Consider the following 22996-nt stretch of genomic DNA (forward strand, 5'->3'; position numbering starts at 1 on the left):
TTAGTATGAACTCTAAAACGACGAAAGCCTGCTACAAGAGCAGGCTTTCTTAAAGTGGTCGGTGAAGAGGGATTCGAACCCCCGACCCTCTGGTCCCAAACCAGATGCGCTACCAAGCTGCGCTATTCACCGAGATGTTGACTTGGAATCTTGCTAAACCTAGAGGGTGACCCTCTGGTCCGCTATTCCTAACCCCCGAGATGCGTTACCAGCACGCTAATCTTCGAGATGTTTAACTGAGGACTTCTCCCCGCCAACGAGGTGGTATATTACGGATTCTGATCTCAGACGCAAGTGCTTTTTCCAAAAAAATGTAATGTCTTAATCCGTTTGGTGAATAACTGAACACAAGCACGCAAAATGTGACTGACAACCCACAATAAAATACAGTTTATTAACCTCAGCAACATAATTGATCCAGATCAGTGTGCGAAAAAACACCAACAATTAATTTGTGTCTATCGGGAATATCTTGGAGGAAACATATGGACTTTTGGCTTGATCTCCTATTTGGTAATGCAGTAGGTCTATCATCGATGATAGTAATCTTCGGAGCAATCGGTCTGATGTTGTTTTACGGCGGTTTCTTCATGTACAAGATCATGAACGATAAATCTCCTCACTAGATCTCGCTTAGCCCTATAAACGCTTTGCACCGGAGTCGGTTACTTGCCTACTCCGGTTTTTTATTGATCTTTTCCCGCATCTCATTGATATAATCACCTGTACCTATCCTGTTCTTTATGAGATCGCCACTATGTCCCACGATGACGATTTTGAGTTGTTCCAACAAATGATGGGTGATGTAAAGCCAATCACTCAAGACACCGCTGAGCACAAGAAAATTCACCAAGTAACCGATGCACACCTCGCCAAGCGAGAAGCGGCAATATGGTTAACAGAGGACGACCCAGAATACCTCTCTCTCGATCATGCAGAAATGCTCAAGCCCGACGACTTTGTCGAGTTCAAACGTGATGGTGTTCAAGATGGCGTATACCGCAAACTTCGTCTAGGTAAGTACCCGATTCAGGCACGTTTAGACTTACACAGAAAAACTCTCAAAGAAGCGCGCGATGAAGTCGTGAAATTTCTTAAGCAATGTATTTCTATGGATATTCGTACGGTTGTCATTGTTCACGGGCGCGGAGAACGGTCTAATCCACCAGCATTAATGAAGAGCTTCGTCAGCAGTTGGCTACAGCAAATTAAAGAAGTGCAGTGTGTTCATAGTGCGCAACGCTTTCACGGTGGTAGCGGTGCCGTCTACGTATTGTTAAGAAAGAGCGCAGATAAGAAGCTGGAAAACCGAGAGCGCCATCAAAAACGGTTAGGCTAAGTTTCTTGTCGGTGCTAGAATGCCCGACCTTATTTTCCCCTTCGCTAGCATTAGCTGGGACACTTTATTCACCGCCGTTGTGAAACGTTAGGAGTACAACATGTCACAAGATAGTTCTAAACGCTTAAATAAGTTTATTAGTGAAACAGGCTTTTGTTCACGCAGAGAGGCCGACAGACTGATCGAGCAAGGTCGTGTCACAATTAATGGTAAACAGCCAGAAATGGGCACCAAAGTCTTACCAGGTGATGATGTTTGTGTCGATGGCAAACCTGTCGCTGCAAAAGAGAAGCCTGTTTATATCGCGTTAAACAAACCGACCGGTATTACCTGTACGACAGAACGTGATGTACCGGGCAACATTGTCGACTTTATTGGACATAAAAAACGCATTTTCCCTATTGGTCGCCTAGATAAACCGTCTGACGGTCTGATCTTTTTGACTAACGACGGTGACATCGTTAATAAAATTCTTCGTGCAGGCAACAACCACGAAAAAGAGTACGTGGTGCGCGTCGATAAGCCAATCACTGGCGAGTTTCTTAAACAGATGTCGAGCGGTGTGAAAATCCTCGATACGGTAACGCTTCCTTGTAAAGTGAGCAAAGAAACCAAGTTCTCGTTTCGAATTGTGCTGACTCAGGGTTTGAACCGTCAGATTCGCCGTATGTGTGAAGCGTTGGGCTACGAAGTATATAAGTTACGTCGTGTGCGTATTATGAATATCTCTCTCGATGGCATTCCGAACGGTAAATGGCGTTACCTGACGGATGCGGAAGTCGCCGAAATCATGGCGATGTGCGATGGTTCTGTCGGTACTGAAGAAGCCTCTAAAGTGGATTCCAAAGGGCGTAATATACGCAAAGCGACAGACGCTAAACTGTTTGACAGCCGTGAAGAGAATCAAGATTCAACAGCGCGTCGTAACCAAAAGCCACGCACTTTCCGAGGGAACAACGCTGATGAATTCCGTCATGCACCTAACTCGAAGAAAGGTCAGCAGAAGCGTCGTCAGGATAGCGATAAACCGCGCTCAAACAAGGACCACGCTAATCAGGGTTCAGATCGTAAGCCTGCGAAAACTAAAGTGCGCTACGACAATCCAAACGCGGCTAAGCCACCTCAGCCAGTAAAACGTAGTGGCAATACATTAAGCTTGAAAAAATAATTTGTAAGGACGCCAATGGGTCAATGTTAATCGCCTGACGATTCTATAAATAAAAAGCGATTATTCTACTCACTACCGTCATTCCAGCGAGCCCTAGCGAGACTAGGAATCTACCATCAACGTGCTGAGAAGTAACAGAAATCCTCTCAGCAACAATACGTTCTAAAGTAGATTCTGAATCACGCTCGTTCCTCGCTGTCCAGAATGACGGTGTGGCAGATATGCGTCTTTGAATCTGCTGATTATTAATGCTCGGCGAACCCATTCATAGACACAAGGGTGCAAATTGACCACGAGTTAAGGTCAGCAAATCTTGTGGAGCCAGCTCTATTTCCAGCCCACGCTTACCAGCACTCACACAAACGGTTTCTTGCTCTTTGGCACTTTCGTGTAAAAAAGTAGGTAACGCTTTCTTTTGTCCGAGCGGGCTAATGCCACCCACCACATAGCCTGTTGTTTTCTGAGCGATCTCAGGGTCTGCCATATCAGCCTTCTTTCCCTTTGCCGCTTTTGCTGCCAGTTTTAGATTCAATTTCTGGTCTACAGGAATAATGGCCACAGCAAGGTTTTTCGGCTCACCGTTTAAACAAAACAACAGGGTCTTAAATACTTTTTTTGGATCTTGTCCCAACACTTCAGCAGCCTCTAACCCGTAACTATCCGCTCTCGGGTCATGATCGTACTGATGTATGGTGTGCGGCACTTTCTTCTTTTTCACTAAGTTAATGGCCGGAGTCATCAAGATTCTCCTTATAAAAATAAAAAACGCAGCTTGCGATTAATGAAGCTGCGTTTTTAGTTAATGATATCAGCGAGTTTGAGTCAATCGCTTTTTCTCTATCCGATGTTATTGCTCAATAACATTGTTAGTGGCGTATTTGATTTGCCCCGAAGGCGCATAACGATTGACATCAATCGGACTGTGAGACTCGAGAAATTCTTTTAATACTTCAGCATCGGTAAAACCAGTATTGACATAGCCCGGATGGGTATCAAGTTTCGGATAACCATCACCACCTGCCGCGTTATAACTTGGTACGGTAAAACGATAGTTGCCATCCAAACGAAGCTGTTGTTCGCCAATGAAGACATTGGTCACCTCACCATTTTCAATACTCATGGCGATACCCGCAAACTGAGCGTAGGCGCCTGAATCCACGGGTTTGGTCGCAACAACATTCAGATAGTCGAGAACTTCTTGTCCCGACATATCCACGTAAGTCACCATATTGCCAAATGGTTGAACCGTCAGAACGTCTTTGTAGGTAATGTCCCCTTTTTCAATTGAGTCGCGCACACCACCGGAGTTCATCACTGCAAAGTCTGCTTTAGCGCGTTCCATATGCGCGGTTGCAATCAAACGACCAAGATTGGTTTGCTTAAATCGCACCACATCACGATCACCTTCCAGCTTACCATTTGACTCGGCAATTTTAACGTTCAGCTGTCCCTGTCCTTTTTCTTGGTAAGGGCGCAGAAATTCAAGCATCGCTTCATCCTGAGTAATTTCATCTTCAACCAGAACACGTTGCGACTGCCCATTGATTTCCACTTTCTTTTTCAAGTTGACCGGAATGAGGTCGTAACTCAACATCGAAAGTTCACCGTTGCGAAACTCGTAATCTGCGCGACCGACATACTTACCCCACTCATACGCTTGAACAATGTAAGTCCCATTTTGTTGGTCTGGCTGACACTCATCGCCCGGCTTGAAGTTTTTCTTCATGACGTTAGGGCCTTCCATACAAACAGGCTCTTGTGAGTGACCGCCGACAATCATGTCCAAATCACCTTCATTTAGGTAGCGAGCCAATGCCACATCGCCCGGAGCGTTAATACCACGATTGCCATTTTCATAGTGCCCCATATGAGTGACAGCAAAGATCAAATCGGGATATTCGGTCTTTTTCAATTCAGCTATGAGTTTTTTCGCTTCTTCCTTTGGATCACGGAAGTCCACTTGACTGATGTATTCAGGATTGCCCAATTTCGCAGTATCTTCCGTTGTCAGGCCAATAACCGCAATCTTAATGCCTTGCTTATTGAACATCGCATAAGGCTGGAACATACGTTTACCGGTTTCTTTCGAATAGATATTGGCGGACAGCATCGGGAAGCTTGCCCACTCCTGCTGCTTAAACAAAACATCTAACGGATTATCAAATTCATGATTGCCGAGAGCCATCGCGTCATAGCCAATTTTGCTCATGCCTTTAAAGTCTGGCTCAGCATCTTGTAGATCTGACTCCGGAACCCCTGTGTTGATATCACCACCAGAGAGAAGTAAGAGACTTCCGCCCTCCGCTTCTACCTCTTCACGCAAATCATCAATCAGCGTTTTACGTGCCGCCATACCGTACTCTGCGTATTTGTTCTGCCAAAAACGACCATGGTGATCATTGGTATGCAGTACGGTGAGTCGATAAGTCGTATCGGTATTCCATTCATGGGCGGGTTGGGTTGCACATCCGGCAAGCGTAGCCAGAATGACCGCACTCAACGCGGTTTTTACCATCAGACGTTGTTTCATTGTTTTACCTTTTCTTATACGGGCCCACTGCCATTGCACTTTTTAAACACACTTACCTGTCGCTTCGCGAATGCACGAAACAAGAGGTGGTTGTTCTAACGTATTGATTTTCTAATTATGGTCAATTGTCATCTGATCTCAAATTCAATAGTGACAGTTTGAGACTTCAGTTATTTCAGACAAAAAAATAGCCAACACAGAGTTGGCTATTTTCTCGTTTGGCAACATTAATTATTTAATGTCGATGTCCGCAAAGCTCTTAATCAGATCGTCCAGAGACTTCATTTGCGCCAGGAATGGTTCTAGCTTGTCCAGTGGTAACGCAGAAGGGCCATCACAACGAGCTTGATCTGGGGTCGGGTGCGCTTCAATGAACAAACCAGCAATACCCGTTGCAAGGCCTGCTTTTGCCAATTCAACCGTCTGTTCACGGCGACCGCCCGATGCCGCACCTGACGGGTCACGCATTTGTAGTGAGTGCGTTACGTCAAAAATGATTGGACTGCCTTTTGATGCGTTCTTCATTACGCCAAAGCCAAGCATATCAACTACTAAGTTATCGTAGCCATGGCAAGATCCGCGCTCACAAAGGATGATTTTATCGTTACCACACTCTGCAAACTTCTCAACGATGTTACCTACCTGACCAGGACTCATGAACTGAGGTTTTTTCACGTTGATCACTGCGCCTGTTTTCGCCATCGCTTCAACAAGGTCAGTTTGACGTGCTAGGAACGCAGGAAGCTGAATAACATCCACAACGTCTGCGACTGGCTGTGCCTGAGCTTCAGTGTGAACATCCGTGATGATTTTCACGCCAAAGGTGTCTTTAAGCTCTTGAAAGATCTTCATACCTTCTTCAAGGCCAGGGCCACGGTATGAGTGAACAGAACTGCGGTTTGCTTTGTCGAACGACGCCTTAAATACGTAAGGAATACCTAATTTTTCAGTAACTTTTACGTAGTGCTCACAGATCTGCATGGCAAGATCACGAGACTCAAGAACGTTCATACCTGCAAATAGGGTGAATGGCTTGTCGTTAGCAACCTGAATGTCGCCGATATTAACGATTTTCTGTTCCATTTTGATTCTCTTTTTATAGTCACGATAAGCTCGATACGCTTATCAGTAGAATTAGTGTAATGTAGTGCGCTTTTCTGACATCACGTTTACTTGTGATTTTAGTAGCTCAGCAGCCGGATCATCAGGGCACTGGTCAATAAAGTACTGGAAATCAGACACGGCGACTTGATGACAATCTAACTGCTGAAAGATAAATCCGCGATCACGTATCTCATATGGATCATCCGGTACAAATGTGAGGGCCAGATTAGTACAGCGCAGCGCCAACGTGTAACGCTCTTCGCGCAGCATGGCACTTTTGATCACAGCAAGCCATCGGCCAATAATCGTCGGATTGTCCGCTTCTTCGAAATGCTCCGGTTTGAGCTGCGCTAGTGGTCCTTCTTGTCCAATTAACCAGGCCTGTAGAATTCGCTCACCTACGTATTCACCGTTAAATGGATTGATATAATCTGACGTCTTGTGCATCCAATCTACTTTCAGCAAAAACTGGGTTGGAAAAGTAATGCCTTTTAACGGGAAGCCGAGCTTGTTACCCAGATACAATAAAATAGAGCCCAAACTGACTGGAATGCCTTTTTTACGCTCTAAGACTTTATCGATAAAGCTGTTATCAGAGTTAAAATACTCTTGGTCATCGCCCTTAAAGCCCCACTCCTGGAAGAATAGGCGTAAGAATGAATCGAAGCGCTGCTCTTCATTCGTTTCATGAACCAAAGCCATTTCCGCTTCCTGGTATAGACGCTCCAGTTCTTGCGCTGCCCAGTGTACATTAGTTTCAGGATCGACAGATTTGTTTAGCTCTAACGCACCTTCAACCAGCGCCATATTGTCAAAATCTTCGTCAAAAAACTCAACCATGATCATTACCCAAATAAAGTTGGACTCTTAGACACTGCAATATTGGCGGCCATCACCAGCCAGCCTAATGCGCCGAAGAAACCGAAGATTTGCAGTAGTTTGTTTTTGGCTAACTTTAAAGCGAAGAAGCCCAGAGCAATGTACGCTAACACACAAGTGATCTTGTTGGTTAACCAAGGCGCTGCGTCAGTAAATGGGATAAAGCCAGTGACGAAGATCAGAGCGATACCAGATACGAGTAGCGCAGTGTCAACAATATGCGGGAACACTTTCAAAAAACGATGGTTGCGTTTTGGCGAGTTCATCATCATCAACACAAAGCGAATCGACAACAATGTCGCACTAAGTGCAATGGTCACGAGGTGAATATGTTTTAGAGCTACGTACATTTTTCTTCTCTTAGTTTAAATTTGCTGACTTTCTCGTTATTGTTCAGCGGCAAAACAACCAAGGGTAACCCGGTCATTGCCAGCGTAATCTTGTTCAGTAACGACGTGTTGATAGCCAAAGCTACACATGATGTCTCTCACCGCTTGTCCCTGATCGTAGCCGTGCTCGAAAACAAGCCAACCACCCTCTTCAAGGTACTGACGAGCAGCATCAGAGATATGGCGAATATCCGCCAATCCACCTTCATCAGCCACAAGTGCAGATTTGGGTTCAAAACGCACATCACCTTGAGCCAAGTGCGGATCTTTCGCATCGATGTACGGCGGGTTAGAAACAATAAGAGCAAACTTTGTTCCCGGAACAATAGGTTCGAACCAACTTCCCTGAGCGAACGTCACATTTTTGATATTGAGTTGCTCAGCATTGTACTCAGCCAGCTCTTTCGCTTCTTGCTTAAGATCGACACCCATTACTTGTCGCTGCGGCATCTCAGATGCCAAAGCTAAAGCGATGGCACCCGTCCCGGTACCTAAATCGAGGATAGAACCAGACTGCTCGTAGGTTTTATCTAAGGCAACTTCAACCAAGCGCTCGGTATCCGGTCTTGGAATCAAAGTAGAAGGGGAAACTTTCAATGGCAAAGACCAGAACTCTCGCTCACCAATAATGTAGGCAACCGGTTCACCCGCTAAACGTCGCTCAAGCAAAGCATCAAACTGCACTTGTTGTTCAGCTTCTAGTACTCGTTCAGGCCAGGTAAGTAGATAACTTCTTGGTTTGCCAAGGACATGACAAAGCAGGACGGCCGCATCGAGAGAAGGCGACGCTTTGCCGCCCTCTGTCAGTTTTGCTGTGGCACTTTTCAGTGCTTGCTCAATAGATTGAACTTGAGTCATCGATTAAGCGTTCTCAGCTAGCGCCGCTAGTTGGTCTGCTTGGTGCTCTTGAACAACAGGGTCGATCAAGCTTTGCAGGTCACCTTCCATCACTTCATTCAAACGGTAAACCGTCAGGTTGATGCGATGGTCTGAAACACGACCTTGTGGGTAGTTGTAAGTACGAATACGGTCACTACGGTCACCAGAACCTAGCAGGTTGCGACGAGTATCCGACACTTCAGCCGCGCGCTTCGCTTCTTCAGCCTGAATAATACGTGCAGCAAGAACGGCCATCGCTTTCGCTTTGTTTTTGTGCTGTGAACGCTCGTCCTGACACTCTACCACGGTACCCGTTGGTAAGTGCGTAATACGGATTGCAGAATCTGTGGTGTTAACGTGCTGACCACCCGCGCCTGAAGCTCGGAAAGTATCAATTTTAAGGTCTGCCGCTTTAATCTCTGGGATTTCAGCTTCAGGAATTTCAGCCATAACGGCAACAGTACAAGCAGAAGTATGTACGCGGCCTTGAGATTCAGTTGCTGGTACACGCTGTACACGGTGGCCGCCTGATTCAAATTTCAATACACCGTAAGCACCATCGCCACTTACTTTGGCAATCATCTCTTTGTAACCGCCGTGCTCAGCTTCATTTGAAGACATCACTTCAATGCGCCAGCCTTTTTTCTCCGCGTACTTGCTGTACATACGGAAAAGGTCACCCGCAAAAATACCTGCTTCATCACCACCGGCACCGGCACGGATTTCTAGGAAACAGTTGCGATCGTCGTTTGGATCTTTTGGCAGAAGAAGAATTTGCAATTCATCAGCAAGACGCTCAATGGTTGCTTTCGCTTCTTTAATTTCTTCTTGCGCCATTTCACGCATTTCTTCGTCGTCTTCGTTCGCCATTTCTTCAGCAGCGACAAGATCATCTTGCGCTTGTTGATAAGCCTGGAAGCACTTAGTTACTTCTTCTAGCTGAGAGTACTCTTTAGATAGAGCACGGAATTTATCCTGATCTCCAATTACATCAGGATCACCAAGAAGATGTTGAACTTCTTCGTAACGTTCTACTAGCGTTTCTAGCTTAGTCAGAATAGAGGCTTTCATAGTGTCGTTTTCTTAATAAAAAGCGTGAGTTATAGATTATCCAAACCTAGAGTTTGTCGGATAACCGTTAATTTTGCTGGTTCGCCTTGCTCCGCTGCACTTTGCAATGCACGAGTTGGGGCGTGAATCAGTTTGTTGGTGAGTTTATTACTGAGCTCGCGCAGAACTTTTTCCGGATCGGTGCCAGCCGCTAATGATTGCAGGCTTTTGCTCAATAACTCTTCACGTATATTGTTTGCTGACTCGCGATAATCGCGAATACTATCGACCGCTTGCAGTGAACGTAACCACGTCATAAACGCGGCACTTTCCTCACTAACAATCGCTTCAGCCTGAATGGCTTCTACTTTTCGCTGTTCAATATTGCTGTCAATAATCGACTGCAGGTCATCGACAGTGTACAAGTAAGCATCATTAAGCTCACCAACTTGAGGCTCTACATCTCGTGGTACGGCAATATCAACCAGTAATATCGGTTGATGACGACGTTTTTTCAGCGCGGTTTCAACCATGCCTTTTCCAATAATAGGTAGCGGGCTTGCCGTCGAGCTAATGACAATATCCGCTCTGGCAAGATGATCAGGAATTTCGTTTAAGCTAATCACCTCGGCTCCGAACTCATCCGCAAGGCCTTGCGCGCGCTCTTTGGTGCGGTTAGCCACAATCATTTTAGAGCAGCCATTAGACGCCAGGTGCTTGGCAACCAGCTCAATGGTCTCGCCCGCGCCAACCAAGAGAACCGTGGAGTCAGACAGAGATTCAAAAATATGTTTGGCCAGTGTACATGCAGCATAAGCCACCGACACGGCATTACCACCGATATCCGTTTCTGTGCGCACACGTTTCGCCACAGAAAAGGTTTTTTGGAACAGCTTATCAATCGACGCATCGACCGCCAGGTGTTCACGCGAGTCAGAAAAAGACTGCTTTACCTGCCCTAAAATCTGAGGCTCGCCCAACACGAGAGAATCGAGACCACATGACACGCGCATCAAATGCTTAATAGCAGATTGCTCTTCATGCACGTACAAACTCGGCATCAATTCTTCTCGGCTCACGTCATGAAACTGAACCAGCCAATCGATTAACTTGGTTCGTGCCCCTTGCTTTACATCGCAGTACAACTCGGTTCGGTTACAGGTTGAAATAATAACACTGCCGTTTACCGCTTCGTGCTTTCTAAGTTGCTCGAGGGCCGGGCCGAGTTTATCCGGTCCAAACGCCACCTTCTCGCGCAAGTCGACAGACGCTGTATTGTGATTAATTCCAATAGCAAGCAAGGACATCTAACGTGGTATCTCTGAGATCGATTATGAAATAGGTTCAGAATTTTACTGTAAGCACGCATTTATTGAAAGGGCAAGCCGGATTTGTTTTCCTAACTGCGACTTTTCAATGCTATAGTTGTGAGCGAATACCGATGAAACTGATTAAGAAGCCATCAAACATGACCTTACGCTCCTTTGTAATATTTCTCTTGTCGAGTCTGATACTCGCTGGCTGTAGCTCTGTTCCGGAAAGTATCACCAGCGTGGAATGGCAAACGCATGAAAAAAAACTTGAAGCGATTCATGATTTTCAAGTAACAGGTAAACTTGGCTATATTGGGCCAGACCAAAGACAAAATCTGAATTTCTTCTGGAAACACTCAACGGCACTCAGCCAACTGCGTTTGACGACGATTCTTGGTCAAACCGCACTCAACCTAACCATCACTCCAAACGGGGCTACTGTAGAGACTTACGATGACCAAGTTCTCTCTGCGCGTCATGCTAACCAACTTATCTTCCAGTTAACCGGATTAATGATGCCAGTAGAGCATATGCCTGACTGGCTACTCGGTTTACCAACCGATGCAGACACGTTTAAACTTTCCTCAACCAATACATTGCAAGCCTTGAACAAGCAAATTGGCCTTAACGACTGGAACATCGATTATCAACGTTACAGCGATGTGAAATGGCATGAGCAAGCATTGCCGCTGCCTAACCGATTAAAGTTGACCACGTCGGACGTTAAAATAAATCTCCTGATCACCAAATGGAACATCACCCAATGATCGACATTTCAACCCGCTGGCCTTCACCGGCGAAATTGAATCTCTTTCTTTACATCAATGGCCGCACTGAAAACGGTTATCACGAGCTACAAACGCTTTTCCAATTCGTGGACCATGGTGACGAACTCACCATTCAAGCTAATAAAACTGGTAGCATTACTCTCTCTCCGGAAATTGAAGGTGTTCCTCTCCAAGATAATTTGATTTGGAAGGCCGCCACCGCGCTACAAGAATATGCTAACTGCGATTTAGGCGCGCACATTGAACTGCATAAAGTTTTGCCGATGGGCGGTGGGATTGGTGGCGGATCATCGAACGCCGCGACAACTTTGGTGGCACTTAACTACCTTTGGCAACTGAATCTCAGTGATGACGAACTTGCGCAAATTGGCTTGAAACTTGGCGCAGACGTGCCAGTATTTGTACGTGGGTTTGCTGCATTTGCTGAAGGTGTCGGAGAAAAACTTTCTCCCGCTTATCCGGAAGAAAAGTGGTACCTCGTCGTCAGACCTAATGTCTCGATCGCGACGGTTGACGTATTTCGTCACCCGGATTTAACACGAAATACCGCAAAACGAGACCTAGCCACACTTTTGGACACACCAAACGTAAACGATTGCGAAAAAATTGTCCGAATGCTCTATCCGGAGGTTGATAAGCAACTTTCTTGGCTGCTACAATACGCGCCGTCAAGATTGACTGGGACAGGATCTTGCGTTTTTGCTGAATTTTCGAGCAAATCAGAAGCAGAAACTCTCCTTGCGCAACTCTCTGATGATGTCTCGGCATTTGTCGCTCAAGGGCGCAATATTTCGCCACTAAAAGAGACTCTGGCTGAATACCAATCAGCCACACACCGACCTAATTAAAACTGGACGCAAACCCGAGGTTTCCACCGTGCCTGATATGAAGCTATTTGCTGGTAATGCAACACCTGAACTAGCCCAACGTATTGCTGATCGTCTTTACATCTCTCTTGGTGATGCATCTGTTTCTCGCTTTTCTGATGGCGAAGTTGCAGTTCAAATCAATGAGAACGTTCGTGGTAGTGATGTTTTCATCATTCAATCCACTTGTGCACCGACTAACGACAACCTAATGGAATTGGTTGTTATGATTGATGCAATGCGCCGTGCTTCAGCAGGCCGTATCACTGCAGTTATCCCTTACTTTGGTTACGCTCGTCAAGACCGTCGTGTACGTTCTTCTCGTGTGCCAATTACTGCAAAAGTTGTTGCTGATTTCCTATCTAACGTTGGTGTCGACCGCGTTCTGACTATCGACCTACACGCAGAGCAGATTCAAGGCTTCTTCGATGTACCGGTAGACAACATCTTCGGTACACCTGTACTACTAGAAGACATGCAAGCTCGTGGCTTAGAAAACCCTGTAGTGGTTTCTCCTGACCTTGGTGGCGTTGTCCGTGCTCGTGCAACGGCAAAAGCGCTAGGTGATATCGATATCGCTATCGTTGATAAGCGTCGTCCACGTGCAAACGTTTCTGAAGTGATGAACCTAATCGGTGATGTTGAAGGTCGCGACTGCGTGATCGTTGATGACATGATCGACACTGGTGGCACACTATGTAAAGCCGCTGAAGCGCTGAAAGAGCGCGGTGCTAAGCGTGTATTCGCTTACGCAACTCACGCTGTATTCTCAGGTAACGCGGCACAAAACATCGGCAACTCTGTACTAGACCAAGTGATCGTAACCGACTCAATCACTATGTCTAAAGAGATGGAAGCGACAGGTAAAGTAACTACACTAAGCCTATCTCGCATGCTGGCTGAAGCGATTCGTCGTATCAGCAACGAAGAATCAATTTCTGCAATGTTCAACTAACTCGGACATTTCAGTTACACTGATTTTTAAAACACCCCTTTTGGGGTGTTTTTTATTTATGCACGGAATACAGAAGGATATAACGAGTTGAGGATGATTTAACTCAAACGATCAATCTCACCCGAGTTCCCCCACTGTCAGTTTTCTGTGCTATCATACTGCGCTTTTTGAGATTCCAGAGAGATCCTAACCTTGAGTCAACAAATCAAACTTCTCGTTGGTCTTGCTAATCCGGGACCAGAGTACGCCAAAACTCGTCATAATGCGGGCGCTTGGGTTGTAGAAGAATTAGCACGCGTTCACAACATTACGCTGAAGAACGAACCAAAGTTCTTCGGATTGACCGGACGTATCATGCTCAACGGGCAGGATCTCCGTTTGCTTATCCCAACCACTTTCATGAACCTATCTGGAAAATCCATCGCCGCTTTGGCGAAGTTTTACCAAATTAAGCCAGAAGAGATCATGGTCGCTCATGACGAGCTAGACTTACCGCCAGGTGTCGCTAAGTTTAAAAAAGGTGGCGGTCACGGTGGTCATAATGGCCTGCGTGACACAATAAGCAAATTAAGCAACAACAAAGATTTTTATCGTCTTCGTATCGGCATCGGCCATCCGGGACACAAAGATAAAGTGGCAGGTTTTGTACTAGGTAAAGCTCCTGCAAAAGAACAAGAGCTTTTGGACGCCGCAACCGATGAATCGGTGCGTTGTCTAGACATTCTGATCAAGGATGGCCTGTCAAAAGCACAAAATCGCCTCCACACGTTCAAAGCTGAATAAGGTTACTATCATGGGTTTTAAATGTGGCATCGTTGGTCTACCTAACGTGGGTAAATCAACTCTGTTTAACGCACTAACTAAAGCAGGCATCGAAGCAGCAAACTTCCCGTTCTGTACGATCGAACCAAACACTGGTGTAGTTCCTGTGCCAGATCTACGTCTAGATGCGCTAGCAAAGATCGTTAACCCACAGAAAGTGCTGCCTACTACAATGGAATTCGTCGACATCGCTGGTCTGGTAGCGGGTGCATCACGTGGTGAAGGCCTAGGTAACAAATTCCTGGCAAACATCCGTGAAACTGACGCGATCGGTCACGTTGTTCGTTGTTTCGAAAACGACAACATCGTTCACGTAGCGGGTAAAGTATCTCCAATCGAAGATATTGAAGTGATCAACCTTGAGCTTGCAATGGCTGACCTTGATTCTTGTGAGCGCGCTATCCAGCGTAACGCAAAGAAAGCAAAAGGTGGTGATAAAGACGCGAAATTCGAGCTAACGGTACTTGAAAAGCTTCTTCCAGTGCTTACAGAAGGCGGTTCAGCGCGTACCGTTGAGCTTGCTAAAGAAGAGCTGGCAGCCATTGGTTACCTGAACTTCCTGACACTAAAACCAACCATGTACATCGCTAACGTGAATGAAGATGGTTTTGAAGACAACGCATACCTAGATGCTGTACGTGAATTTGCAGCAAAAGAAAACAACGTTGTTGTTCCTGTCTGTGCGGCTATCGAGTCAGAAATGGCCGAACTAGAAGATGACGAGCGCGAAGAGTTCCTGGCAGACCTAGGCATCGAAGAACCAGGTCTGAACCGCGTGATTCGTGCAGGTTATGAACTACTAAACCTACAAACTTACTTTACCGCTGGCGTAAAAGAAGTGCGTGCATGGACAATCCCTGTAGGTGCAACAGCGCCAAAAGCAGCTGCGAAGATCCACACTGACTTTGAAAAAGGTTTCATCCGTGCGGAAGTTGTTGGTTACGACGACTTCATCGAATTCAACGGTGAAAGTGGTGCGAAAGACGCAGGTAAATGGCGTCTAGAAGGTAAAGAATACATCGTAAAAGACGGTGATGTTATTCACTTCCGCTTCAACGTTTAATTAAATGAATGAATTTTAAACACTTCATTTACATAAAAAGCCAGCATGATTGCTGGCTTTTTTTATCCCTCCTCCAAAAGACCTGAAGTTAACTACCTAGCTGCAAGCGATTTTTTTTCCAGTTTTAGATCATAAACACGCCTCTTTGTTTAAAAAGGAAGCGAACGAGGTTTTTTCCGAGATTTATTTAAAAAAACTGTTGACGGATCTGACTCAACTTCGCATAATGCGCGCCGTTCCCGACAACAAGGCAACGAAGTGTTGAGAACGGAAAATATGGTTTTGGCTACGTAGCTCAGCTGGTTAGAGCACATCACTCATAATGATGGGGTCACAGGTTCGAATCCCGTCGTAGCCACCATTCCTAAATACTCTTTGGAAGAGTGATTAGGAATAGATGCGGAAGTGGCGGAATTGGTAGACGCACCAGATTTAGGTTCTGGCGCCGCAAGGTGTGAGAGTTCAAGTCTCTCCTTCCGCACCATATTTTAAGTAGTTGTAAGACTACTGCCTGCAGGTCTATCGCCAAGCGGTAAGGCAGCGGCTTTTGATGCCGCCATTCCCTGGTTCGAATCCAGGTAGACCTGCCACTATTCAAAGTGGAGATTCCTTGATAAAGGGGTTGTCACTTAGAGCGCGAAGGTTTATATTGTCTCGCTCAAAAAGATGGCTACGTAGCTCAGCTGGTTAGAGCACATCACTCATAATGATGGGGTCACAGGTTCGAATCCCGTCGTAGCCACCATTCTTTCTTTTTGAAAGAACTATCTTTGTGATAAAGAAAAACAACTGTTAGTTTTTACCAATTAACTGATGGTTTATAGAGTTCAAGACGCGGAAGTGGCGGAATTGGTAGACGCACCAGATTTAGGTTCTGGCGCCGCAAGGTGTGAGAGTTCAAGTCTCTCCTTCCGCACCATCTTGATTTAACTCTATTAAAGAATACATGCGGAAATGGCGGAATTGGTAGACGCACCAGATTTAGGTTCTGGCGCCGCAAGGTGTGAGAGTTCAAGTCTCTCTTTCCGCACCATTCTTTCTCTAGAAATAGAGAGTGATATAGTCTTTTGACTATCGCCTGCAGGTCTATCGCCAAGCGGTAAGGCAGCGGCTTTTGATGCCGCCATTCCCTGGTTCGAATCCAGGTAGACCTGCCATTATTTAAAATTATTGAGTTTACTCAGTAGTTATGCGGAAGTGGCGGAATTGGTAGACGCACCAGATTTAGGTTCTGGCGCCGTAAGGTGTGAGAGTTCAAGTCTCTCCTTCCGCACCATATTTAAGTAGTTGTAAGACTACTACCTGTAGGGCTATCGCCAAGCGGTAAGGCAGCGGCTTTTGATGCCGCCATTCCCTGGTTCGAATCCAGGTAGCCCTGCCATTATTTGTTCCTTGAAATACAGGAAAACGATATTGAGATTTTACCAATTATCTTGATATCTATAGATTAAGTTGCGGAAGTGGCGGAATTGGTAGACGCACCAGATTTAGGTTCTGGCGCCGCAAGGTGTGAGAGTTCAAGTCTCTCCTTCCGCACCATATTTTAAGTAGTTGTAAGACTACTATTTGTAGGGCTATCGCCAAGCGGTAAGGCAGCGGCTTTTGATGCCGCCATTCCCTGGTTCGAATCCAGGTAGCCCTGCCATTACAAAATGACATTAAGATTTTACCAATCATCTTAACGTCTATAGATCAAGATGCGGAAGTGGCGGAATTGGTAGACGCACCAGATTTAGGTTCTGGCGCCGCAAGGTGTGAGAGTTCAAGTCTCTCCTTCCGCACCATTCTTGATTTAAACAATTTGAGTTGGCTACGTAGCTCAGCTGGTTAGAGCACATCACTCATAATGATGGGGTCACAGGTTCGAATCCCGTCGTAGCCACCATTTATAACGTTATTTAGGTTTTACCAATTACCTTAATAACTACAGAATAAGTTGCGGAAGTGGCGGAATTGGTAGACGCACCAGATTTAGGTTCTGGCGCCGAAAGGTGTGAGAGTTCAAGTCTCTCCTTCCGCACCATTTATTCATAATAAGTAGTTTTTGACTATTTATTTGTAGGGCTATCGCCAAGCGGTAAGGCAGCGGCTTTTGATGCCGCCATTCCCTGGTTCGAATCCAGGTAGCCCTGCCATTATTTATTCCTTGAAATATAGGAAAATGATATTGAGATTTTACCAATTATCTCAATATCTAAAAATCAAGATGCGGAAGTGGCGGAATTGGTAGACGCACCAGATTTAGGTTCTGGCGCCGCAAGGTGTGAGAGTTCAAGTCTCTCCTTCCGCACCATTCTTGATTTAAACAATTTGAGATGGCTACGTAGCTCAGCTGGTTAGAGCACATCACTCATAATGATGGGGTCACAGGTTCGAATCCCGTCGTAGCCACCATTGATTAGATTGAAAGCTTAGGCTTACAGTCATGTAGATTTAAGATGCGGAAGTGGCGGAATTGGTAGACGCACCAGATTTAGGTTCTGGCGCCGCAAGGTGTGAGAGTTCAAGTCTCTCCTTCCGCACCATCTTAAATTCATCTACAATATCAAAATATGCGGAAGTGGCGGAATTGGTAGACGCACCAGATTTAGGTTCTGGCGCCGTAAGGTGTGAGAGTTCAAGTCTCTCCTTCCGCACCATTCTTTCTTTTGGAGAAAGACCATAGTCTTAAGACTATACTTGTAGGGCTATCGCCAAGCGGTAAGGCAGCGGCTTTTGATGCCGCCATTCCCTGGTTCGAATCCAGGTAGCCCTGCCATATACAACGTTGTTGAGGTTCACCAATGACCTTGATAACTACAAGATAAGTTGCGGAAGTGGCGGAATTGGTAGACGCACCAGATTTAGGTTCTGGCGCCGCAAGGTGTGAGAGTTCAAGTCTCTCCTTCCGCACCATTATTGAAAAACCCAGCATTAGTTTGCTGGGTTTTTTCTTTTTCTGATTCTGGACTCGGTTGATCATTAGGTCGACCGAATTAAAAAAGCGAGCACTTGGCTCGCTTTTTTTCTATCTGCTTATTGCTTCAGCTTATACCACTCTGGAAAATTAACTGGTCAGGAAACAGGGGTCGATAAACAAACTCTATTTGCCATGGATGGCAAATCGAAGCCCCATGGATGGGTTGATGCGTGTTTGTGTTCGATGCCTGTTTTCTGCTTCTCTATCAGTAAGTATGACCACTTTCTTACTTAGGTATTACATCCCCAGTGCGTATTTCAACACTTGCGCTTTAATTGGCCCTGAATGTTCAGCCAACTTTAATGCCGCGTTACGTGCAAACTTCAAGGGCCCTAAATCATTGCTAAAGCCTTTATAGAACAGATCCATACCCGTTTGCATTAATAGATTATCCGGGCGTCGTGCTCGTTCATATTTGGCTAACAGTGATTCTGTTAATTGATCTTGCCCTTGTGTGACTGACAGCAACACATCAACATCTTTAAAGCCTAGGTTCACACCCTGCCCAGCTAACGGGTTAATGGTATGAGCGGAATCTCCGACGAGTACGCAGCCTCGATTCGAATATGACTGAGCATGACGGCGAGTTAAAGGGAACGAACCAAACTGAAGCACTTCAATATTGCCTAACTCTTTCGGGAAGTGACTTAAAATCTCGGTTCTTAATTGAGGCTTGGTCATCGCACAAAGTTGCTTGATCCGTCTCGGTGAGTCATACCAAACCAGAGATCCTTGCCCTACTTCCTGACCATCTTCCGTTAGTGAACATAAAGGTAAGAAAGAGCGAGGACCACTTGGCGTAAATTGTTGCCAGGTAATATCTTGTTGAGGCAACTCAGTCTTAACATTGATCAGCATACAGTGTTGGCGGTAATCCCACGCGGTAATCCCGATTCCAGCAAGCTGACGTACTTTTGAATTCGCACCATCGGCACCAATCACCCATTGCGCCTCAAATTGCTTACCACTCTCTAATGTCACGCGGTTAACCCCACCAAATTCGATGGTTTTTAGCCGCTCAGGGCACTCTACAGTAAGATTGTCATGGTTATCGAAGGCTTGCCATAAACCTAATTGAATCAGACGGTTTTCAACAATATAACCAAGTTGCTCCAGAGACAGTTCATCGGAATGGAATCGCGTGCGGCACTCTGGATGCTCCCATGTTTCCAAACGACGGTAAGGACAGACACGCATCGCTTGGATCGATGCCCATGCACCCAGTGACTCAAGCAACTTAACGGATTGGTGTGAGATAGCGGATACACGAATGTCCATCGCTTGTGACGGTTCAAATGCCTTTGGCTCTGTACCTTCGACGACAACCACACTTCTGCCCTGTTGTGCGAACCCTATCGCGATTGCCGCTCCAACCATGCCTCCACCGATTACGGCGATGTCATATCTGTTCATTTTTTGTTCTTCATTATCTTGATTAAATAGCCTTTTTAATTGTACGTTCCCCTCATGCATTTACAAAACGGTTTATTTTCCCTCGTCGTAAAGATGCGTGATCTGGGTAAATTTACATGTTTGTAAACCGAGTGTTTCTGCCTGATTAGCGAGCTGAAAAACCTTGTTCGATATAAGGCAAAAGCCTAGATTTCATCAGGCTTTGCAGAGAATTAGCCAGATCACTAGTCAGGTGCTTTTTAAAGCAGTACAATACGCCGCTTACCGCCGAGATGGCGGCTATAATTTGAGCAATAGCTCTCCGATTTAAGTACAACTGAACGAGCGAAAGTGAGATGAGTAAGAAACTGCTAATTAAAACCTGGGGCTGCCAGATGAACGAATACGATTCATCAAAAATGGCCGACCTGCTTAATGCTGCAAACGGCTACGAGCTGACGGAAGAGCCAGAGGAAGCAGACGTACTTCTACTTAACACCTGTTCGATCCGTGAAAAAGCGCAAGAAAAAGTTTTCCACCAGCTAGGCCGTTGGAAAACACTAAAAGAGAAAAAAGCTGGCGTAGTTATCGGCGTAGGTGGTTGTGTAGCAACGCAAGAAGGCGACCATATTCGTGAGCGTGCTCCGTACGTTGACGTGATTTTTGGCCCACAGACTCTGCACCGCTTGCCAGAGATGATCAAACAGTCTCAATCTGACGAAGCGCCAGTCATGGACATTTCTTTCCCAGAAATTGAAAAGTTTGACCGTCTACCTGAGCCACGCGCAGAAGGTGCAACTGCCTTCGTTTCAATTATGGAAGGCTGTTCTAAATACTGTACTTACTGCGTAGTGCCATACACACGTGGTGAAGAAGTTAGCCGTCCGATGGATGACGTATTGTTCGAGATCGCTCAGCTGGCAGAACAAGGCGTGCGTGAAGTAAACCTACTAGGTCAGAACGTAAACGCGTACCGTGGCCCAATGCACGATGGTGAGATTTGTTCTTTTGCAGAACTGTTGCGTCTGGTTGCATCTATCGATGGTATTGACCGTATTCGTTTCACTACTAGCCACCCGCTAGAATTCACCGACGACATCATTGCTGTTTATGAAGATACACCAGAGCTAGTAAGCTTCCTGCACTTACCAGTGCAAAGTGGTAGTGACCGTATCCTCACCATGATGAAGCGTCCACATACAGGCATCGAGTACAAGTCGATCATCCGTAAACTGCGTAAAGCTCGTCCTGATATTCAAATCAGTTCTGACTTTATCGTTGGTTTCCCTGGTGAAACAGATAAAGACTTCCAAGACACCATGAAGCTGATCAAAGACGTAGACTTTGACATGAGCTTCAGCTTTATCTTCTCTCCTCGCCCTGGTACGCCAGCTGCGGATTACCCATGTGATGTATCTGAACAAGAGAAGAAAGAGCGTTTGTACGAACTACAGCAAACGATTAACGCACAAGCTATGCGTTACTCTCGCTTGATGCTTGGTACAGAGCAACGTGTACTGGTTGAAGGCCCTTCGAAGAAAAACCTAATGGAACTGCGCGCTCGTACAGAAAACAACCGTGTAGTAAACTTTGAAGGTAGCGCCGACCTAATTGGTCAGTTCGTAGACGTGAAGATCGTAGACGTATTTGCAAACTCATTGCGTGGTGAGCTAGTACGTACTGAAAAAGACATGGACCTTCGTAGTGTGATTTCACCAACGCAAATGATGGCGAAAACACGTCGCGAAGATGAGCTGGGTGTAGCGACTTTTACGCCTTAAGCTCGTACAAATAGCCATGGAGAGCCTGGTCGTTATCAGGCTCTCATTAAGTGGCAAAAAATGAGAGGCAACATTGAGCAATAAAATCGTAACTCTAGAAATTAACCTAGAACCTTCAGACAACCGCCGACTAGCTAGCCTGTGCGGTCCATTCGATGACAACATCAAGCATTTAGAACGCCGTCTGGGCGTTGAAATCAACCACCGTAGTGACCATTTTACCATTGTTGGTAAACCTCACACTTCTGCAGCCGCGCTTGATATCCTTAAAACACTTTATGTCGATACTGCCCCTGTTCGTGGCGAGATCCCAGACATCGAACCTGAGCAGATCCATTTATCGATTAAAGAATCTGGCGTTTTAGAACAAAACACAGAGTCTAATATTGAGCACGGCAAAGAAGTGTTCGTCAAAACCAAAAAAGGCGTGATCAAACCACGTACCCCTAACCAGGCTCAATACTTGGTTAACATGGTGACTCACGATATCTCTTTTGGTATTGGCCCTGCAGGTACGGGTAAGACTTACTTAGCGGTAGCGGCGGCAGTAGATGCGTTGGAACGTCAGGAAATCCGCCGTATTCTTTTGACTCGTCCAGCGGTTGAAGCGGGTGAAAAATTGGGCTTCTTGCCTGGCGACCTAAGCCAAAAGGTTGACCCATACCTTCGTCCACTGTACGACGCACTGTTCGAAATGCTTGGTTTTGAGCGCGTGGAAAAACTGATCGAACGTAATGTGATCGAAGTTGCGCCTTTGGCATATATGCGTGGCCGCACACTAAACGACGCATTCATCATTCTGGATGAAAGCCAAAACACGACTGTTGAGCAGATGAAAATGTTCCTGACGCGTATCGGCTTTAACTCACGTGCGGTAATCACCGGCGACGTGACTCAGATTGACTTGCCACGTGGTGCAAAATCAGGCCTTCGTCACGCGATTGAAGTACTGAGCGAAGTCGACGACATCAGCTTTAACTTCTTCCTGGCAGACGACGTTGTGCGCCACCCTGTTGTCGCTCGTATTGTTAACGCGTACGAGAAATGGGAAGCACAAGACCAGAAAGAGCGTAAAGAGTTTGAAAAGCGCCGTCGTGAAGAGCGTGATGCCAAGTTGCTTGAAGCGGCAAAAGCAGAGTTAAGTGCTCAAGTCACAGAGAGTAAGGAATAAAGATGGCGATTGAACTTGATCTTCAACTGGCAGTCGAAAGCGAAGAAGGCTTACCTTCACAGCAAGACTTTCAACTGTGGTTGGATAAGACTATTCCACTGTTTCAGCCGCAGGCAGAAGTCACCATTAGAATTGTTGATGAACAAGAGAGCCACACTCTGAATCACGACTATCGTGGTAAAGATAAACCAACCAACGTGCTATCTTTCCCGTTTGAAGTGCCTCCGGGTATGGAAATGGATCTGCTGGGTGATTTGATTATCTGTCGCCAAGTGGTTGAAAAAGAGGCGTTAGAGCAAAATAAACCTCTGTTAGCACATTGGGCGCATATGGTTGTACATGGCAGCTTGCATCTGCTAGGTTATGATCATATCGAGGATGACGAAGCCGAAGAGATGGAGTCCCTCGAAACAGAAATCATGCAGGGTATGGGTTATGAAGACCCTTACATTGCTGAAAAAGAGTAACCTCGGTTGCTCAACAGGGAAAGGCGAATCACCTACATTGCCCTCGTGTTTGCCTTTCTACGTGAGCTATCACACTTCTGA

20 protein-coding genes and 22 tRNA genes are annotated in these 22996 nt (G+C 45.9%); 32 read left to right on the forward strand and 10 right to left on the reverse strand.

Annotated elements, in window-relative coordinates; translation table 11 throughout:
* Positions 1 to 55: 55 nt before the first annotated feature.
* Positions 56 to 132, reverse strand: a tRNA-Pro gene (locus OO774_RS11870).
* Between the two features lie 353 nt (positions 133 to 485).
* Between OO774_RS11870 and OO774_RS11875 the strand changes: the two genes are divergently transcribed.
* The 3 genes from OO774_RS11875 (at position 486) to rluF (ending at position 2507) form a co-directional block, all read left to right on the forward strand.
* Complete coding sequence (locus OO774_RS11875; protein ID WP_014231074.1) at positions 486 to 626, forward strand: DUF3149 domain-containing protein; 141 nt, start codon at positions 486 to 488, stop codon at positions 624 to 626.
* Positions 627 to 757: 131 nt separating this feature from the next.
* Positions 758 to 1339, forward strand: a complete 582-nt coding sequence (gene smrA / locus OO774_RS11880; RefSeq protein WP_264902892.1) for a DNA endonuclease SmrA — start codon at positions 758 to 760, stop codon at positions 1337 to 1339.
* 100 nt (positions 1340 to 1439) lie between these two features.
* Positions 1440 to 2507, forward strand: a complete 1068-nt coding sequence (gene rluF, locus OO774_RS11885) for a 23S rRNA pseudouridine(2604) synthase RluF (protein ID WP_264902893.1) — start codon at positions 1440 to 1442, stop codon at positions 2505 to 2507.
* A gap of 265 nt (positions 2508 to 2772) precedes the next feature.
* On the opposite strand, the gene ybaK is transcribed toward rluF, so the two are convergent.
* The 8 genes from ybaK to hemA all read right to left on the reverse strand — a co-directional run bounded on the left by ybaK (position 2773) and on the right by hemA (position 10645).
* Positions 2773 to 3246 (reverse strand): Cys-tRNA(Pro) deacylase, encoded by a 474-nt coding sequence (gene ybaK, locus OO774_RS11890; RefSeq protein WP_264902894.1) that lies wholly within the window; start codon positions 3244 to 3246, stop codon positions 2773 to 2775.
* Between the two features lie 108 nt (positions 3247 to 3354).
* Positions 3355 to 5037 carry a bifunctional UDP-sugar hydrolase/5'-nucleotidase UshA gene (gene ushA, locus OO774_RS11895; protein ID WP_264902895.1) on the reverse strand — a complete coding sequence of 561 codons (1683 nt, stop codon included), beginning with the start codon at positions 5035 to 5037 and terminating at the stop codon, positions 3355 to 3357.
* Positions 5038 to 5268: 231 nt separating this feature from the next.
* The gene (gene kdsA / locus OO774_RS11900) at positions 5269 to 6120 is read right to left on the reverse strand and encodes a 3-deoxy-8-phosphooctulonate synthase (protein WP_264902896.1); all 852 of its coding nucleotides are present in this window, start codon (positions 6118 to 6120) and stop codon (positions 5269 to 5271) included.
* A gap of 51 nt (positions 6121 to 6171) precedes the next feature.
* The gene (locus OO774_RS11905) at positions 6172 to 6981 is read right to left on the reverse strand and encodes a SirB1 family protein (RefSeq protein ID WP_264902897.1); all 810 of its coding nucleotides are present in this window, start codon (positions 6979 to 6981) and stop codon (positions 6172 to 6174) included.
* Positions 6982 to 6986: 5 nt separating this feature from the next.
* Entirely contained in the window at positions 6987 to 7370 is a 384-nt protein-coding gene (locus OO774_RS11910) for a SirB2 family protein (protein WP_264902898.1), read from the reverse strand.
* A 36-nt stretch (positions 7371 to 7406) separates the two neighbouring features.
* On the reverse strand, positions 7407 to 8267 hold the full coding sequence (gene prmC / locus OO774_RS11915; RefSeq protein WP_264902899.1) for a peptide chain release factor N(5)-glutamine methyltransferase: 861 nt from the start codon (positions 8265 to 8267) through the stop codon (positions 7407 to 7409).
* Between the two features lie 3 nt (positions 8268 to 8270).
* Complete coding sequence (gene prfA / locus OO774_RS11920; protein WP_264902900.1) at positions 8271 to 9359, reverse strand: peptide chain release factor 1; 1089 nt, start codon at positions 9357 to 9359, stop codon at positions 8271 to 8273.
* 29 nt (positions 9360 to 9388) lie between these two features.
* On the reverse strand, positions 9389 to 10645 hold the full coding sequence (gene hemA, locus OO774_RS11925; RefSeq protein WP_264902901.1) for a glutamyl-tRNA reductase: 1257 nt from the start codon (positions 10643 to 10645) through the stop codon (positions 9389 to 9391).
* Positions 10646 to 10779: 134 nt separating this feature from the next.
* Between hemA and lolB the strand changes: the two genes are divergently transcribed.
* From lolB to OO774_RS12055, 26 genes are all read left to right on the forward strand, one after another.
* The gene (gene lolB / locus OO774_RS11930) at positions 10780 to 11418 is read left to right on the forward strand and encodes a lipoprotein insertase outer membrane protein LolB (protein ID WP_264902902.1); all 639 of its coding nucleotides are present in this window, start codon (positions 10780 to 10782) and stop codon (positions 11416 to 11418) included.
* The gene (ispE, locus tag OO774_RS11935; protein ID WP_264902903.1) at positions 11415 to 12287 is read left to right on the forward strand and encodes a 4-(cytidine 5'-diphospho)-2-C-methyl-D-erythritol kinase; all 873 of its coding nucleotides are present in this window, start codon (positions 11415 to 11417) and stop codon (positions 12285 to 12287) included. The genes lolB and ispE overlap by 4 nt, the downstream gene beginning before the upstream one ends.
* A 28-nt stretch (positions 12288 to 12315) precedes the next feature.
* Positions 12316 to 13260, forward strand: a complete 945-nt coding sequence (locus OO774_RS11940) for a ribose-phosphate pyrophosphokinase (protein ID WP_014231062.1) — start codon at positions 12316 to 12318, stop codon at positions 13258 to 13260.
* Between the two features lie 192 nt (positions 13261 to 13452).
* Positions 13453 to 14043, forward strand: coding sequence for an aminoacyl-tRNA hydrolase (pth, locus tag OO774_RS11945; RefSeq protein ID WP_264902904.1), 591 nt, complete (start codon positions 13453 to 13455; stop codon positions 14041 to 14043).
* Positions 14044 to 14053: 10 nt separating this feature from the next.
* Complete coding sequence (gene ychF / locus OO774_RS11950; protein WP_014231060.1) at positions 14054 to 15145, forward strand: redox-regulated ATPase YchF; 1092 nt, start codon at positions 14054 to 14056, stop codon at positions 15143 to 15145.
* Between the two features lie 284 nt (positions 15146 to 15429).
* A tRNA-Met gene (locus OO774_RS11955) sits at positions 15430 to 15506 on the forward strand.
* Positions 15507 to 15544: 38 nt separating this feature from the next.
* Positions 15545 to 15629: transfer RNA gene (locus tag OO774_RS11960), tRNA-Leu, on the forward strand.
* 31 nt (positions 15630 to 15660) lie between these two features.
* Positions 15661 to 15735, forward strand: a tRNA-Gln gene (locus OO774_RS11965).
* Between the two features lie 78 nt (positions 15736 to 15813).
* A tRNA-Met gene (locus tag OO774_RS11970) sits at positions 15814 to 15890 on the forward strand.
* Positions 15891 to 15979: 89 nt separating this feature from the next.
* Positions 15980 to 16064 (forward strand) — tRNA-Leu (locus OO774_RS11975).
* 29 nt (positions 16065 to 16093) lie between these two features.
* A tRNA-Leu gene (locus tag OO774_RS11980) sits at positions 16094 to 16178 on the forward strand.
* 49 nt (positions 16179 to 16227) lie between these two features.
* A tRNA-Gln gene (locus OO774_RS11985) sits at positions 16228 to 16302 on the forward strand.
* A gap of 34 nt (positions 16303 to 16336) precedes the next feature.
* Positions 16337 to 16421: transfer RNA gene (locus OO774_RS11990), tRNA-Leu, on the forward strand.
* A 30-nt stretch (positions 16422 to 16451) separates the two neighbouring features.
* Positions 16452 to 16526 (forward strand) — tRNA-Gln (locus tag OO774_RS11995).
* 73 nt (positions 16527 to 16599) lie between these two features.
* Positions 16600 to 16684 (forward strand) — tRNA-Leu (locus OO774_RS12000).
* 31 nt (positions 16685 to 16715) lie between these two features.
* A tRNA-Gln gene (locus tag OO774_RS12005) sits at positions 16716 to 16790 on the forward strand.
* 54 nt (positions 16791 to 16844) lie between these two features.
* Positions 16845 to 16929 (forward strand) — tRNA-Leu (locus OO774_RS12010).
* Positions 16930 to 16953: 24 nt separating this feature from the next.
* Positions 16954 to 17030, forward strand: a tRNA-Met gene (locus OO774_RS12015).
* A 53-nt stretch (positions 17031 to 17083) separates the two neighbouring features.
* Positions 17084 to 17168 (forward strand) — tRNA-Leu (locus tag OO774_RS12020).
* Between the two features lie 37 nt (positions 17169 to 17205).
* Positions 17206 to 17280 (forward strand) — tRNA-Gln (locus OO774_RS12025).
* Between the two features lie 73 nt (positions 17281 to 17353).
* Positions 17354 to 17438: transfer RNA gene (locus tag OO774_RS12030), tRNA-Leu, on the forward strand.
* A 24-nt stretch (positions 17439 to 17462) separates the two neighbouring features.
* Positions 17463 to 17539: transfer RNA gene (locus OO774_RS12035), tRNA-Met, on the forward strand.
* A 46-nt stretch (positions 17540 to 17585) separates the two neighbouring features.
* Positions 17586 to 17670: transfer RNA gene (locus OO774_RS12040), tRNA-Leu, on the forward strand.
* 29 nt (positions 17671 to 17699) lie between these two features.
* Positions 17700 to 17784 (forward strand) — tRNA-Leu (locus OO774_RS12045).
* Positions 17785 to 17828: 44 nt separating this feature from the next.
* Positions 17829 to 17903, forward strand: a tRNA-Gln gene (locus OO774_RS12050).
* A 52-nt stretch (positions 17904 to 17955) separates the two neighbouring features.
* Positions 17956 to 18040, forward strand: a tRNA-Leu gene (locus OO774_RS12055).
* Between the two features lie 301 nt (positions 18041 to 18341).
* Here OO774_RS12055 and OO774_RS12060 read toward each other — a convergent pair.
* Positions 18342 to 19517: a 2-octaprenyl-3-methyl-6-methoxy-1,4-benzoquinol hydroxylase gene (locus tag OO774_RS12060; RefSeq protein WP_264902905.1), complete on the reverse strand. Its 1176-nt coding sequence runs from the start codon at positions 19515 to 19517 to the stop codon at positions 18342 to 18344.
* 335 nt (positions 19518 to 19852) lie between these two features.
* Between OO774_RS12060 and miaB the strand changes: the two genes are divergently transcribed.
* The 3 genes from miaB (at position 19853) to ybeY (ending at position 22915) form a co-directional block, all read left to right on the forward strand.
* Positions 19853 to 21277 (forward strand): tRNA (N6-isopentenyl adenosine(37)-C2)-methylthiotransferase MiaB, encoded by a 1425-nt coding sequence (miaB, locus tag OO774_RS12065; RefSeq protein WP_264902906.1) that lies wholly within the window; start codon positions 19853 to 19855, stop codon positions 21275 to 21277.
* A gap of 73 nt (positions 21278 to 21350) precedes the next feature.
* The gene (locus tag OO774_RS12070) at positions 21351 to 22448 is read left to right on the forward strand and encodes a PhoH family protein (protein ID WP_264902907.1); all 1098 of its coding nucleotides are present in this window, start codon (positions 21351 to 21353) and stop codon (positions 22446 to 22448) included.
* Positions 22449 to 22450: 2 nt separating this feature from the next.
* A complete protein-coding gene (gene ybeY, locus OO774_RS12075; protein ID WP_264902908.1) occupies positions 22451 to 22915 on the forward strand; it encodes an rRNA maturation RNase YbeY in 465 nt (154 codons plus the stop codon).
* Positions 22916 to 22996: the final 81 nt, after the last annotated feature.

It is taken from the genome of Vibrio sp. STUT-A11 (assembly GCF_026000435.1).
GTDB lineage: Bacteria > Pseudomonadota > Gammaproteobacteria > Enterobacterales > Vibrionaceae > Vibrio.

What these genes read in the sequence shown, in the direction of transcription:
- ybaK (WP_264902894.1), bottom strand. Translation starts at nt 3,246, where the DNA reads ATGACTCCGGCCATTAACTTAGTGAAAAAGAAGAAAGTGCCGCACACC.
- ushA (WP_264902895.1), bottom strand. Translation starts at nt 5,037, where the DNA reads ATGAAACAACGTCTGATGGTAAAAACCGCGTTGAGTGCGGTCATTCTG.
- ybeY (WP_264902908.1), top strand. Translation starts at nt 22,451, where the DNA reads ATGGCGATTGAACTTGATCTTCAACTGGCAGTCGAAAGCGAAGAAGGC.
- OO774_RS11875 (WP_014231074.1), top strand. Translation starts at nt 486, where the DNA reads ATGGACTTTTGGCTTGATCTCCTATTTGGTAATGCAGTAGGTCTATCA.
- lolB (WP_264902902.1), top strand. Translation starts at nt 10,780, where the DNA reads ATGAAACTGATTAAGAAGCCATCAAACATGACCTTACGCTCCTTTGTA.
- rluF (WP_264902893.1), top strand. Translation starts at nt 1,440, where the DNA reads ATGTCACAAGATAGTTCTAAACGCTTAAATAAGTTTATTAGTGAAACA.
- OO774_RS12060 (WP_264902905.1), bottom strand. Translation starts at nt 19,517, where the DNA reads ATGAACAGATATGACATCGCCGTAATCGGTGGAGGCATGGTTGGAGCG.
- OO774_RS11905 (WP_264902897.1), bottom strand. Translation starts at nt 6,981, where the DNA reads ATGGTTGAGTTTTTTGACGAAGATTTTGACAATATGGCGCTGGTTGAA.
- ychF (WP_014231060.1), top strand. Translation starts at nt 14,054, where the DNA reads ATGGGTTTTAAATGTGGCATCGTTGGTCTACCTAACGTGGGTAAATCA.
- smrA (WP_264902892.1), top strand. Translation starts at nt 758, where the DNA reads ATGTCCCACGATGACGATTTTGAGTTGTTCCAACAAATGATGGGTGAT.
- OO774_RS11910 (WP_264902898.1), bottom strand. Translation starts at nt 7,370, where the DNA reads ATGTACGTAGCTCTAAAACATATTCACCTCGTGACCATTGCACTTAGT.
- prfA (WP_264902900.1), bottom strand. Translation starts at nt 9,359, where the DNA reads ATGAAAGCCTCTATTCTGACTAAGCTAGAAACGCTAGTAGAACGTTAC.
- prmC (WP_264902899.1), bottom strand. Translation starts at nt 8,267, where the DNA reads ATGACTCAAGTTCAATCTATTGAGCAAGCACTGAAAAGTGCCACAGCA.
- kdsA (WP_264902896.1), bottom strand. Translation starts at nt 6,120, where the DNA reads ATGGAACAGAAAATCGTTAATATCGGCGACATTCAGGTTGCTAACGAC.
- miaB (WP_264902906.1), top strand. Translation starts at nt 19,853, where the DNA reads ATGAGTAAGAAACTGCTAATTAAAACCTGGGGCTGCCAGATGAACGAA.
- hemA (WP_264902901.1), bottom strand. Translation starts at nt 10,645, where the DNA reads ATGTCCTTGCTTGCTATTGGAATTAATCACAATACAGCGTCTGTCGAC.
- ispE (WP_264902903.1), top strand. Translation starts at nt 11,415, where the DNA reads ATGATCGACATTTCAACCCGCTGGCCTTCACCGGCGAAATTGAATCTC.